8 protein-coding genes are annotated in these 12823 nt (G+C 72.9%); 4 read left to right on the top strand and 4 right to left on the bottom strand.

What is annotated here, in order from left to right; all coding sequences use genetic code 11:
* Positions 1–21 precede the first annotated feature (21 nt).
* Both CCO02nite_RS05250 and CCO02nite_RS05245 read right to left on the bottom strand, forming a co-directional pair.
* A complete protein-coding gene (locus tag CCO02nite_RS05250) occupies positions 22–780 on the bottom strand; it encodes a MerR family transcriptional regulator (RefSeq protein ID WP_146841999.1) in 759 nt (252 codons plus the stop codon).
* Between the two features lie 52 nt (positions 781–832).
* Positions 833–1498 carry an HAD hydrolase-like protein gene (locus CCO02nite_RS05245; protein WP_146841998.1) on the bottom strand — a complete coding sequence of 222 codons (666 nt, stop codon included), beginning with the start codon at positions 1496–1498 and terminating at the stop codon, positions 833–835.
* Between the two features lie 140 nt (positions 1499–1638).
* Between CCO02nite_RS05245 and CCO02nite_RS05240 the strand changes: the two genes are divergently transcribed.
* From CCO02nite_RS05240 to ileS, 3 genes are all read left to right on the top strand, one after another.
* A complete protein-coding gene (locus CCO02nite_RS05240; RefSeq protein ID WP_146841996.1) occupies positions 1639–2421 on the top strand; it encodes a glycerophosphodiester phosphodiesterase family protein in 783 nt (260 codons plus the stop codon).
* A gap of 92 nt (positions 2422–2513) precedes the next feature.
* Complete coding sequence (locus CCO02nite_RS05235; protein WP_186812580.1) at positions 2514–4268, top strand: glycoside hydrolase family 9 protein; 1755 nt, start codon at positions 2514–2516, stop codon at positions 4266–4268.
* A 258-nt stretch (positions 4269–4526) separates the two neighbouring features.
* Complete coding sequence (gene ileS, locus CCO02nite_RS05225; RefSeq protein WP_146841993.1) at positions 4527–7826, top strand: isoleucine--tRNA ligase; 3300 nt, start codon at positions 4527–4529, stop codon at positions 7824–7826.
* 18 nt (positions 7827–7844) lie between these two features.
* Here the strand turns inward: ileS and CCO02nite_RS05220 are convergent, their stop codons facing one another.
* Entirely contained in the window at positions 7845–8900 is a 1056-nt protein-coding gene (locus CCO02nite_RS05220) for a hypothetical protein (protein ID WP_146841992.1), read from the bottom strand.
* A gap of 75 nt (positions 8901–8975) precedes the next feature.
* Here CCO02nite_RS05220 and CCO02nite_RS05215 point away from each other — a divergent pair, with 75 nt between their 5' ends.
* Positions 8976–10343 (top strand): bifunctional folylpolyglutamate synthase/dihydrofolate synthase, encoded by a 1368-nt coding sequence (locus CCO02nite_RS05215; protein ID WP_146841990.1) that lies wholly within the window; start codon positions 8976–8978, stop codon positions 10341–10343.
* 165 nt (positions 10344–10508) lie between these two features.
* Here CCO02nite_RS05215 and CCO02nite_RS05210 read toward each other — a convergent pair whose 3' ends face one another.
* On the bottom strand, positions 10509–12767 hold the full coding sequence (locus CCO02nite_RS05210; protein ID WP_146841988.1) for an HNH endonuclease signature motif containing protein: 2259 nt from the start codon (positions 12765–12767) through the stop codon (positions 10509–10511).
* Positions 12768–12823 lie beyond the last annotated feature (56 nt).

Raw genomic sequence — 12823 nt, 5'->3', positions numbered from 1 at the left:
GGCGGCCGGCCCGCCACACGGTCAGCGGTTGCGCTCGACCCACGTCCGGATCGCGTCGCGCACGAACGGCGCCTGCTCCGCCCCGCCGTACCCCTGCGCGAACCTCGGGTCGGCCACGTACATGTCGGCCAGGCCCAGCAGGTACTCGCTCGTCGGGCCGCCTGCGCCGTACCCGGGTGTGCCGGGGATGCTGGCCAGCCAGGCCACGTGCCGGTCGGCGAGCGACTGCGCCTCGTCGGACGCCGGATCCGTGCCTGCCGCGGCGGCATCGGCCCATGCGGTCGCGAGCGCCGCGGCCTGCGACTTCCAGCCCGCCTGCTCGTCGGCGGACATGCCCGTCCACCAGCGGTCGGACGCGGCGTACGTGTCCACGCCCCAGCGCTGCTCGACCTCCTGCCGGTACTGCGTGTGGTCGAACCCGTCGAACATCTCCTCGGTCATGAGTCCGTCTCCTTCCTCTCGTGCGGTGATGGTCCGTTCGACGGAGCCGACGAGCCGGGCGAGCCGGTCCTGCTCGGAGCGCAGCCACGCGAGGTGCCGGCGCAGCGCCGCCGCCTCGTCCTGGTCGCGGTCGAGCACCCGGCCGATCTCGGCCAGGCCGAGCCCGAGCTCGCGCAGCAGCAGGATCCGCTGCAGGCGCACCAGGGCGTCCTCGTCGTACCAGCGGTAGCCGTTGTCGGCCACGTGCGTGGGCGCCAGCAGGCCGATCGCGTCGTAGTGGCGCAACGTCCTGCTGGTGGTGCCCGTCGCCCGGGCGACCTCGTGGATCGAAGCCCGCATCGTCGTCTCCTTCCGAACCTGCTCCACGGTAGAAGTTGACGCGACGTCAAGGTCAAGCCGTCGGGCGCTCCGGCTCGACCGGCCCGAGCAGCTCGAGCACGGTGGCGACCAGCGCGCCGGGCGACTCGACGATGCGGGTCGCACCCGCGGCCTCGAGCTCGCCCGGTCCCGCGAAGCCCCAGCGCACGCCGATGCTCGCGAGCCCGTTCTCGATCGCGCCCTCGACGTCGTGCTCGCGGTCGCCGACCATGAGCGCCGCACCCGGATGGTCCGCCGCCGCGCGGCGGATGATGTCGCCCTTCGTGGTGCCCTCCTCGAGAGGCGCCCCGACGATGCCCTCGAGCAGCGGCGTCAGCCCGAGGTGAGCGCAGATCGGCACCGCGAACACCTCCGGCTTCGCGGTCGCGACCGCGAGGCGCAACCCCGCCGACCGCAGACCCCCGAGCGCCTCGCGCACCCCGTCGTAGAGCGCCGCCTCGTACATCCCGCGTGCGGCGAACTCGGTGCGGTAACCGGTGACAACGGTTTCGACGAGCGGCTCGGGGACCCCCGCACGGCGCATCGAGTCGTGGATCGGCGGCCCGATGAACGTGCGCAGCACGTCCGGCGGCGGGACGCGCAGGCCCGCCGCGGTGAAGCCGGCGCGCAACGACCCGAGGATCCCCTCCGACGAGTCGATGAGCGTGCCGTCGAGATCGAGGAGGACCAGGGGAGTCATGCGTTCGATCCTGCCTCAGGTCCCGGACCCCACGTGCGGGACCACCGACCGGTGGATCACGTTCCCGTGGTCCGACCAGCCGGCGAGCCGGTCGGCGTCGCGCTGACGACAGGCCCCACGTGGTGGAGCAGGGTGGGGACATGAGGCATCCGTACTTCGGCGAGCCGGGCAGCGTGCTCGCGCTCGCGCACCGCGGGTTCTCGCCCACGGGGCTGGAGAACACGATGGCGGCGTTCCAGGCGGCGATCGACCTCGGGTTCCGGTACGTGGAGACCGATGCCCACGGCACCTGTGACGGGGTCGCCGTCGCGCTGCACGACCCGACCCTCGACCGCACGACCGATCGCACCGGCGCCGTCGCCGAGCTGCGCTGGACGCACGTCGGGCGCGCACTCGTCGGGGGAGTGGAGCCGGTCCCGCGCATCGAGGACGTGCTCGGCACGTGGCCGGACCTGCGGCTGAACATCGACATCAAGGCGCGGTCCGCGATCGGTCCGGTCGCCGCGGCGATCGAGCGCACCACCGCCCACGACCGTGTGTGCGTCACCTCGTTCTCCGCCGAGCGTCGGGATGCGACGCTCGCACGGCTCTCGCGGCCGGTCGCGACCGGCGCCGCCACGGCAGAGTGCGGGCTGTTCCTGGCGGCCGGTGCGACGGGACGGCTGCCGGCGCGGGCGGCGCGCCGGGTGGACGCGTTCCAGGTGCCGTGGCGGCTGCGGGCGGGCCGCGACCCGCGGCGGCCGCTCGTCACGGAGCATCATGTGAGCGCGGCGCACCGCTCGGGCCGGCTCGTGCACGTCTGGACCGTCGACGACGCCACGACCATGCGGGCGTTGCTCGACCGCGGCGTCGACGGGATCATCAGCAACCGCGCCGACCTGCTGCGCGACGTGCTCGTCGAACGCGGCCTCTGGGGTGTCTGAGTCGACCCGGGCCACATCCGGGCCGCATCCGGGCCGGGCCTCGAGGTGGCAGGGTGGACCCGCAGCGTGCCAGCCGACGGGGGAGGTCACCAGTGGGACCGGACGTGCCGCGCCTGCTCGTCAACCAGCACGGTTACCGGCTCGGCGGGCCTGTGCGTGCGACGCTCGTCAGCGAGCAGACCGCGCCCGTGCCGTGGTGGCTTCGTCGCGACGGTGCCACGCTCGCGGCGGGTCTGTCCCGCCCGCACGGGTTCGACGCGTCCAGCGGCCTGCACGTCCACGTCGTCGACGTCGCCCTCGACAGCACCGAGCGCCCCGTGGGCGGCCCGGCACAGGACGTCCGCCTCGAGACGGCCGACGGCGCTCGCAGCGACCCCGTGCGGATCGCCGCGGGGCTCTACGACGAGTTGGCCGCCGACTCGCTCGCGGTGTTCTACGGACAGCGCAGCGGCATCGAGATCGACGCCGCCCGGCTCGGGCCGGGGTACGGCCGCGCGGCCGGCCACGTCGCGGGCAGCGCGCACGGCGGCGACACGCGCGTGCCGTGCCTGCCCGCGGGCCATGCGGTGACCGCCGAGGGCGTCGACCTGTACGACGGCTGGACCGACACGCACGTGCTCGACGTGACCGGAGGTTGGTACGACGCGGGCGATCACGGCAAGTACGTGGTCAACGGCGCCGTCGCGGTCGCCCAGCTCCTCTCGTCGTACGAGCGTGCCCACCTGCGCGGCGTCGACGACCCGGACGAGGTCCCCGCCGTGCTCGACGAGGCGCGCTGGGAGCTGGAGTGGCTGCTGCGGATGCAGGTGCCCGCAGGGCGGCGTCACTCGGGCATGGCGCACCACAAGGTCGCCGACGAACGTTGGACCGGCATCCCCACGCTCCCCGCGGACGACCCGCAGCGGCGTTTCCTGCACCGGCCCTCGACGGCCGCGACACTCGACCTCGCGGCCGCCGCCGCGCAGGGCGCCCGCGTCTGGCGCGCGTTCGACCCGGCGTTCGCGGACCGGCTCCTGGCCGCCGCGCTCGTCGCCTACGAGGCGGCGGAGCGCACGCCTGACCTTTTCGCGCCCGACACGAACGTGCTCGCGAACCCGGGCAGCGGCCCGTACGACGACACCGACCTCGACGACGAGCGCGCGTGGGCCGCCGCCGAGCTCGCGTGCACCACGGGCGACGAACGGTTCGTCGCCGACCTGGCGGCGAACCCGTTCCTGACGGGTGCCCGCGAACCGTTCGTGCCGGGTGAGCTGGACTGGCGACGCACCGCGGGCTTCGCGCTGCTCACGCTCGCCGCGTCCCCGGGTGGCCGGCACCTGCCGACCCGGCACGCGGCCCGCGCACGTGTCGTCGCCGCCGCCGATGCTCTCGTCGCGCGCCAGGCGGCGAACCCGTTCGGGCACCCGTACGTGCCCGACGACGGCCGCTACGACTGGGGCTCCAACGGCCTGCTGCTCAACGACCTGGTCGTCGTCGCGACCGCGCACGACGTGACGGGTGAGCGCCGCTACCTCGACGCGGTGGCCGAGGGCATGGACTACCTGCTCGGCCGCAACGCGCTCGGTCTGAGCTACGTGACCGGCTACGGCGCCCGGTCGGTACAGAACCAGCACAGCCGCTGGTACGCGCACCAGGTGGACCCGACGACGCCCCACCCGCCGCGTGGCACGGTCTCGGGCGGGCCCAACAGCGGCACCCCGGACCCCGTCTCCGCGCACCTGGCGGGCAGCCCTGCGCAGCTCTGCTTCGTCGACGACATCGCGGCGTGGGGCGTCAACGAGATGGCGGTCAACTGGAGCTCGGCGCTGGCGTGGGTCGCCGCGTTCCTGGCGGACCTCGAAGGCTGACGTCGGCTACCCTGGGCGCACAGGCACCGATCCGGCCATCACCGGGGAGCCTCCGGAAGAACAGGGCGGAACCTCGTCCCCAGTAGAACCGGACGGGTAGGCCCGTCACAGCCGTTCGAGTGGTCGACGTGCCCGCACCCGTGGGTCGCCGGCAAGCGAGGTGGTACCGCGGTGGCCCGGTCCGGTCCGGGTGATCGTCCTCGTAGCCCGCGACGCCCGCGCTCACCCGCGTCGGGCCGACCACAGGAGACGCCGCCGGTGACCGACCGTCGCTACCCGCTGCACCGTCCCGGCACGCCCGTGCCCGCCTCACCCGACCTGCCGAACCTCGAGCACGAGGTGCTCGCGCACTGGGCCGCCGACGGCACGTTCCAGGCGTCGATCGACCAGCGGCCGGCCGGCGAGAACGGCTCGAACGAGTTCGTCTTCTACGACGGCCCGCCGTTCGCCAACGGCCTGCCGCACTACGGCCACCTGCTGACGGGGTACGTCAAGGACGTCGTGCCGCGCTACCAGACGATGAAGGGCCGCCGCGTCGAGCGCCGGTTCGGCTGGGACACCCACGGGCTGCCGGCCGAGCTCGAGGCGCAGCGTCTGCTGGGCATCACCGAGAAGTCGCAGATCGACGAGCTGGGGATCGACAAGTTCAACGAGGCGTGCCGCGAGTCGGTGCTGAAGTACACCGAGGAGTGGCGCGACTACGTCACGCGGCAGGCGCGCTGGGTGGACTTCGACCACGACTACAAGACGCTCGACGTCACGTTCATGGAGTCCGTGATCTGGGGCTTCAAGCAGCTCTACGACAAGGGCCTCGCGTACGAGGGCTACCGCGTCCTGCCGTACTGCTGGGTCGACGAGACCCCGTTGTCCAACCACGAGCTGCGGATGGACGACGACGTGTACGCGTCGCGGCAGGACCCCGCGCTCACGGTCGGCCTGCGCCTGGAGACAGGTGAGCTCGCGCTGATCTGGACGACGACGCCGTGGACGCTGCCCTCCAACCTGGCGATCGCGGTGGGACCGCAGATCGAGTACGTCGTCGTCGAGCCCGCACCGGACTCGCCGTTCGCCCAGGCGCACCCCGACGAGCGTGTGGTGCTGGCCGCCGCACGCGTCGGCGCCTACCAGCGAGAGCTGGGGGAGGCCGCCGTCGTCGAGGAGCTGCTCGGCGCGGACCTCGTCGGGCGCGGCTACACGCCGCCGTTCGACTACTTCCTCGGTCAGGAGAACGCGCACCAGGTGCTCGCGGCCGACTTCGTCACGACGACCGACGGTTCGGGCATCGTGCACCTCGCGCCCGCGTTCGGCGAGGACGACATGGCGGCCTGCGACGCGGCGGGGATCGCGCCGGTCGTGCCGGTCGACGAGCGGGGGCGGTTCACCGCGCTCGTGAGCGACTACGCGGACGTGCAGGTGTTCGACGCGAACAAGCAGGTGATCGCCGACCTCAAGGCGGGCACCGGTCCGCTCGCGCGGACGCCCGAGCCGCTGCGCTCGCTCGTCGTGCGGCACGAGACCTACGAGCACTCCTACCCGCACTGCTGGCGGTGCCGGAACCCGCTGATCTACAAGGCGGTCTCGTCGTGGTTCGTGCGGGTCACCGAGTTCCGGGACCGCATGGTCGAGCACAACCAGGAGATCACCTGGGTGCCCGAGCACATCAAGGACGGTCAGTTCGGCAAGTGGCTCGCGGGTGCGCGCGACTGGTCGATCAGCCGCAACCGGTACTGGGGCACGCCGATCCCGGTGTGGGTGTCCGACGACCCGACCTACCCGCGCGTCGACGCGTACGGCTCGCTCGCCGAGCTCGAGCGCGACTTCGGGCGTGTCCCGACGAACGACGCGGGCGAGCCGGACCTGCACCGGCCCTTCATCGACGAGCTGACCCGGCCGAACCCCGACGACCCGACGGGCCGCTCGACGATGCGCCGGATCTCCGACGTGCTCGACGTGTGGTTCGACTCCGGGTCGATGCCGTTCGCGCAGGTGCACTACCCGTTCGAGAACGCGGACTGGTTCGAGCACCACTACCCGGGCGACTTCATCGTCGAGTACATCGGCCAGACCCGCGGCTGGTTCTACACGCTGCACGTGCTGGCCACCGCGATCTTCGACCGGCCGGCGTTCCGCAACGTCATGTGCCACGGCATCGTGCTGGGCGACGACGGCCGCAAGGCGTCCAAGTCGCTGCGCAACTTCCCCGACCCCGTCGAGATGTGGGACGTGTACGGCTCGGACGCCGTGCGCTGGTCGCTCATGTCGAGCTCGATCCTGCGCGGCGGCAACCTCGTCGTGACCGAGGAGGGCATCCGCGACGGCGTGCGCCAGGTGCTGCTGCCGCTGTGGAGCACCTACTACTTCTTCACGCTGTACGCCGGCGCGGCCAACGGCGGGGCAGGTCTCGTCGCGCGTGCGGTAGACGCCGCCGGGGCTGCGGCCGTCAGCACCGCCGACCGTGACCTGCTGGCGCGCACGCGTGAGCTCGTCGCGCGCGTGACCGGGCTCATGGACGACTTCGACGTCGCCGGCGCGTGCGAGGCGGTCCGGCAGCACCTCGACGTGCTGACCAACTGGTACGTGCGCACGCAGCGGCAGCGGTTCTGGGACGAGGACCAGGCCGCGTTCGACACCCTGTTCACCGCGCTCGAGACGCTGACCCGCGTGATGGCGCCGCTCGCCCCCCTCGTGACCGAGGAGATCTGGCGGGGCCTGACCGGGGGCCGGTCCGTGCACCTCGTCGACTGGCCGACCGTCGAGGAGGTCGTGACCGCGCCCGGTTCGGGAGCGGCCGGCGTCGACGAGTCGGTCGAGCTCACCGGGGTCGAGTTCACCGACGCCGAGCTCGTCGTCGCGATGGACCGCGTGCGCGAGATCGTGTCCGCGACGCACGCGCTGCGCAAGGCCAACGGCCTGCGGGTTCGGCAGCCGCTGCGCGAGCTGCGGGTGGCGATCCCGTTCCCGCGGCTCGCGGCGCCGTTCGTCGGCCTCGTCGCGAGCGAGGTCAACGTGCGCAGCGTGGTGCTGCACTCGATCGACGACGCGGCGGCGACCGAGTTCGGCGTGTGGACGCGGCTCGACGTGAACGCGCGTGCGGCCGGTCCGCGCCTTGGTCGCGCGGTGCAGTCCGTCATCCGCGCCGCCAAGGCCGGGGAGTGGGACGAGACCGACGAGGGTGTCGTGGTGCACGTCGCGGACGGCGACGTGCTGCTGCTCGAGCACGAGTACGCGTTGGTCGCGGCCGTGCGCGACGAGGAGGGCGACGAGGTCGCTGCCGCCGTGCTGCCGAACCGCGGTTTCGTCGTGCTCGACATCGGGCTCGACGACGAGCTGCGGGCGGAGGGCTACGCGCGTGACGTCGTGCGGGCCGTGCAGGACGCGCGCAAGGCCGCGGGTCTCGACGTCACCGACCGGATCGCGCTCGCGCTGACCGTGCCGGCCGACGAGCTCGACGCCGTCGAGACGCACCGCGCGTTCGTCGCGACCGAGACGCTCGCGCTGGAGGTGGAGGTCACCGTCGGTGCGGCGCTCGCGGTCGAGGTGCGTCGCATCGAGGGGTGACGTGCCGCCCGGTGGGCGTCACTCGATCGTCGAGCCGGTCCTGACGAACGAGCGGGCGATCCAGAAGAGGTTCGTGGTGCTGCCGGTCCAGAACGCGGCGCCTGTGTTGTGCACCACCGTGGAGTTGGTGATGCGCAGGTCGCCCGAGCGGTCGTTGCTCACGTAGAACACGCCCGGGCCACCCTCGTGCGCGCTGTTGTCCTTGATCCGCGTCCGTTCGACGTACACGTCCTGGTCGCTGCCGTCGAAGTACACCGCCCCGCCGTTGCCGCCCGCACCCGACGACGCCCCGTGACCCGTGGCCCGGTTCTTCTCGAGCACCGAGTCGCGGATCTGCAGCGGCGCCCCCAGCGAGGAGACCGCGCCGCCGTTCGCGCACCGGTTGTTGATCAGCGTCGAGTCGAAGATGCGTGTGGTCTCGACCTGGCCGACGACGCGGATCGCGCCGCCGCCCGCGTCGGAGTGCTCCCACATGCACCGGTTGTTGATCAGCTTCGAGTCGCGGACCGTCAGGCGGCCCCCGCGCATCGCGATCGCGCCGCCCCCGCCGCCTCCGCCGACCTCGTCGAAGCCGGGCGGGGTCTTCGTGGCGTTGCCGTTGGCCAACGTGATGTTCTTGAACGTGATGTGCGGGGTGCGCTGGGTGTCGCAGTGCGCGTCGATCCAGCCGAACGACTCCTCGCACGTGTTCGCGTAGAAGATCCCGCGCGCGTCGCCGCCCGAGATCGTCACCTTGCCCCCGCCGTCGAGCGTCATCGCCGTGACCGGGGTGCCGCCCTGCCAGACGTGCTTGCAGTTCGACGTGTTGCACGTGTAGAGCGTCGTCCGGAGCGTGATGACGATCGGCTTCGAGCCGCACCGGAACGTGATGTTCCCGCCGGTGCGCACGGCGCGCGCCAGTGCCGCCGGCGTGCACGAGGCCGGCGTGCCGTTGCCCACGACCTTCGTGGCCACCGCGGCCGGGGTCGTTCCTCCCGACGAGGCCGCGGTGTCGTCCGCCACCGAGGGGATCGCGACGAGGGCGAGCATCGCGGCGAGCGCGACGACGAGGAGCGGTGAGGTGCGACGGTGCATCCCGGGACGGTACCCGCAACCATGCGGTTCCGGACAGCGGCCGATGGGGCGACCCCCGCCCGGCACAATGGCTCCATGACATCTCGCAGCGACCACGAGCGTGCCGCGCAGGCCGCGGCCGAGGCCGACCACGTCTACCGCGAGATCCTGCGCCGCAACCCTGAGCACGAGCCGAATCCGTCGGTCGACCGGGTGCGGGACGTGTGCGAGCTGCTGGGCGACCCGCAGCGGGCGTACCGGGTCGTGCACGTGACCGGCACCAACGGCAAGACGTCGACGAGCCGGATGATCGAGCGGCTCGTGCGCGAGCACGGGCTGCGCACGGGGCGGTTCACGAGCCCGCACCTGACGCGGGTCAACGAACGCATTGCGATCGACGGCGAACCGATCTCCGACGAGCGCTTCGTCGAGGTCTGGCGCGACGTCGAGCCGTACGTCCGGATGGTGGACGAGGCGCACGCCGCGCAGGGTCGCCCGGGCCTGTCGTTCTTCGAGGTGTTCGTCGTGATGGCGTTCGCGGCGTTCGCCGACGCCCCGGTCGACGTCGCGATCGTCGAGGTCGGCATGGGCGGTGCGTGGGATGCGACCAACGTCGCCGACGGCGAGGTCGCGGTGATCACTCCTGTCGGGATGGACCACCAGATGTGGCTCGGCGAGACCCTGCTCGAGATCGCCGAGGTGAAGGCCGGCATCGTCAAGGAGGGCGCGACTCTCGTGCTCGCGCACCAGGACGAGGATGTCGAGGGCGTCGTGCTCGCCATCTCCGCCGAGCGCGGCGCGCGCGTGGTGCGTGAGTACGTCGAGATCGCCGTCGTGGAGCGGCAGGTCGCCGTGGGTGGGCAGATGCTCACGCTGCGGGGGATCGGCGGCGTGTATGCCGACATCTTCCTGCCCCTGCACGGTGAGTTCCAGGCGCACAACGCGCTGCTCGCGCTGGCGGCGACCGAGGCGCTCATGACCGGCGGCGGCGCGCTCGAGGGTGACATCGTCGGCGCCGCGTTCGCCGACGTCGACTCGCCCGGCCGGCTCGAGGTCGTGCGCTCCAGCCCGACAGTCATCGTCGACGGCGCCCACAACACCGCCGGCGCCGAGGCGCTGGTCGCGTCGCTCGACGAGACCTTCGGGTTCGCCCGGCTCGTCGGCGTCGTCGGCGTGATGGCCGACAAGGACACCGAGGGCATCCTGTCCGTGCTCGAGCCGCACCTCGACGAGATCGTCGTGACCCAGTGCGGCAACGCCCGCGCCCTGCCCGCCGACGAGCTCGCCGAGGTCGCGATCGACGTCTTCGGCGAGGACCGCGTCCACATCGCCGAGCGACTCGACGACGCCCTCGCCCTCGCCGTGGAGCGCGGCGAGTCCGAGGTCGAACGCGGCGCCGGCGTCCTGGTCACCGGCTCGATCCTCCTGGTCGCCGAGGCCCGCACGCTCCTCGGCAGACCCTGACCGAACGCCTGCGGATCGAACACCGCGGCCCGAACACCGCGGCCCGAACACCGCGGGCCGAACGCCGCGGGCCGAACGCCGCGGACCGAACGCCTGCGGAACACACCCGCAGTTCCAGCCATCGCTTGCCGAGGGGCTGGAACGGTGGGTCAGAACGGGCGGGGATCAGAACGGCGGGGGACCGTCGTCGGGTGGCGCGTAGGCCGCGTACTCGACATCCCGGCGCGCGTACGCGCGGTCGATGCGTTCGACCCGGCCGCCGAGTCCCGGCTGCGTCCGAAGGATCTGCCCGGTCGGCGTGCGCAGCTCGAACACTCCCGGCGACGGCTGGCTCAGCACGTAGCGACCACTCGACTTCAGTCGATGGTGGTGACGGCACAGCGGTCCTAGGTTCGAGGCCGACGTCCGACCGCCGTGCTGTGCCTCGACCGTGTGGTCCAGGTCCGCCCGCTCGGCAGGCGTGACGCACCCCGGCCACACGCAGACCCGGTCACGCACGCGCACGTGCTCGCCGATGTGGGCCGGGGGTCGGTAGCGCGTGGTGCCGACGTCGAGCACCGTGTCGGTCAGCGGATCCGTCACGATCCGCCGCCAAGGTCCCTCGAGTGCGAGTGCCCGGACCTGAGCGGCGCTCATGGGCTGGCCGTCGACGTCACCGCACCGCTCGTCCAGACCGAGCAGCGTCGTCAGCGACACGGTCACGTTCACCTGGATGCGAGGACGCCTCACGCGCACCCTCCCGCGAGCGTCGGCGACGCGGTGGTCGTCGGTGCGGGGCTCGTCGGTGCGGGGCTCGGCGGGGTGAGCGTCGGCAGCGCGGTGGTCGTCGGTGTGGGGCTCGTCGGGGCGGGGGTCGGTGGCGCGGTGGTCGTCGGTGCGGTGAGCGGCCGGGCGGGGCTCGGCGGCGTGGTGGCTCGCGGTGCGGTCGGTGTCCGGCTCGACTGCGTGCGCGCCGGGCCAGCCGCCGTGCGGCGCGGCGGGCGCACCGTCGGGTCCGTGCTCGAGCGACGCCGCGATGTCGGTGGGGGCGAGGTCGCTCGTGCCGGCGATGATGCCCACGAGCACGTCGGCGCGGAGCTGGGCGAGCGTGCGCGGGTCACCGTCGGCGCGGGCCGCGCGGGCGGTGGCGTCGAGGGTGCCGTCGACCAGGCGCGCCGCGTGTGCGGGCAGCACGGCCCACATGCCCGACATCCCGTTCTGAAGTCGACGGGGCGCATCCACGCGCCGTCGCGTCACGGCTCGGTCGTGCCGGGCGGCGGCGGACTCGGGGTCGACCTCGAGGATTGCGCGTTCGAGGTCACGCCCGAGCTCGGTCGGCGTCCGCGTCGCGGCGCCGGGGAGCACGCGGTCGAGGACTGCGTCGACAAGGTCCTCGGGCTGGTCGTCGAGATGCTCGACGAACACGCGCACCTTGCTCCGATCGAGGTCACCGGCGCGCACGGCATCTGCGACCGGGCTGAGCGCACGGTCCAGCGCGCGACCCTCGCGCACGAGGTTCGCACCCGCGCGGCGCGACCAGCCGAGCCGGAGGGCCACCTCGTCACCGGCGGTGCTGCTGAAGCGCGCGTTGCGTGGGCGCTCGTCGGGCGGGTTCATCGACGAGCGCGACGCGAGGTGCGCCGCCGCTGCGGCCGAACCCAGGTACGCCCAGGCGGCCAGCCGCTCCCAGGCGGCGGTCACCTCGAGCACGCCACGATCGGTCATCGACGCCAGGTCCACGCACTCGAGCAGGCCCGCGAGCACCGATCCGGACGGTGTGGAACCCACCAGGTCGGCGCCAGGCCAGAGCTCGGCGCCTTCGGCGAGGAGCCCCGGCGGCAGCAGGTCGGGCCCATGGTGCCGGATCTCGGCGGACCCGAACGGCGACAGCCGCGGCCCCCGCCGCGCGCCGACCGCGTCCGAGCCGACCGCGTCCGAGCCGGTCGCCTCTGGTCCGGTCGCCTCTGGTCCGGTCGCCGCTGGTCCGGTTGCCGCTGGTCCGGTTGCCGCTGGTCCGGTCGCCTCCGGCCCGGTCGCCTCCGGCCCGGTCGCCTCCGGCCGGGTCACCTCTGTCCCGGCCGCGGTGTCGTTGGTCGCACCCGTGCCGGTCGTGCCGGCCCCGCCCGCACGACCGTTGTTCGTAGCGTCGATGCCGGCTGCCGCTCGTGTGCTCCCGATGCCGGTGACGGTTGCACCGATGCTCGTCGCGTCTGCCGCCGAGAGCTCGGCATCGTCGTACGCCCAGAGCGCGACGCGCGCGTCCCACTCGTCGTCGTCGCACGTGAAGGGGAGGACCGCGCGCCCGACGGAACCGATGACAGGGTCGAGCACGTCCGACTCGTCGACCCAGATGTCGCTGCCCGACGACGGCCGCCCGTAGGCGGCATCGAGCGCGCGGACCGGCCGGTCCGCTGCCGCGGCTCTGGAAACGCTAGTATCGAACACGTGTTCGAATCTACGCCTTTCCGACCAATCGGTCAACTCACCAGACGCCCGGCACC

Source organism: Cellulomonas composti (assembly GCF_007990245.1).
GTDB lineage: Bacteria > Actinomycetota > Actinomycetes > Actinomycetales > Cellulomonadaceae > Cellulomonas > Cellulomonas composti.
The sequence above is the reverse complement of the archived record's forward strand: the minus strand, read 5'-3'. Positions and strand labels throughout refer to the sequence as shown.

What these genes read in the sequence shown, in the direction of transcription:
- CCO02nite_RS05240 (WP_146841996.1), top strand. Translation starts at nt 1,639, where the DNA reads ATGAGGCATCCGTACTTCGGCGAGCCGGGCAGCGTGCTCGCGCTCGCG.
- CCO02nite_RS05250 (WP_146841999.1), bottom strand. Translation starts at nt 780, where the DNA reads ATGCGGGCTTCGATCCACGAGGTCGCCCGGGCGACGGGCACCACCAGC.
- CCO02nite_RS05215 (WP_146841990.1), top strand. Translation starts at nt 8,976, where the DNA reads ATGACATCTCGCAGCGACCACGAGCGTGCCGCGCAGGCCGCGGCCGAG.
- CCO02nite_RS05220 (WP_146841992.1), bottom strand. Translation starts at nt 8,900, where the DNA reads ATGCACCGTCGCACCTCACCGCTCCTCGTCGTCGCGCTCGCCGCGATG.
- CCO02nite_RS05245 (WP_146841998.1), bottom strand. Translation starts at nt 1,498, where the DNA reads ATGACTCCCCTGGTCCTCCTCGATCTCGACGGCACGCTCATCGACTCG.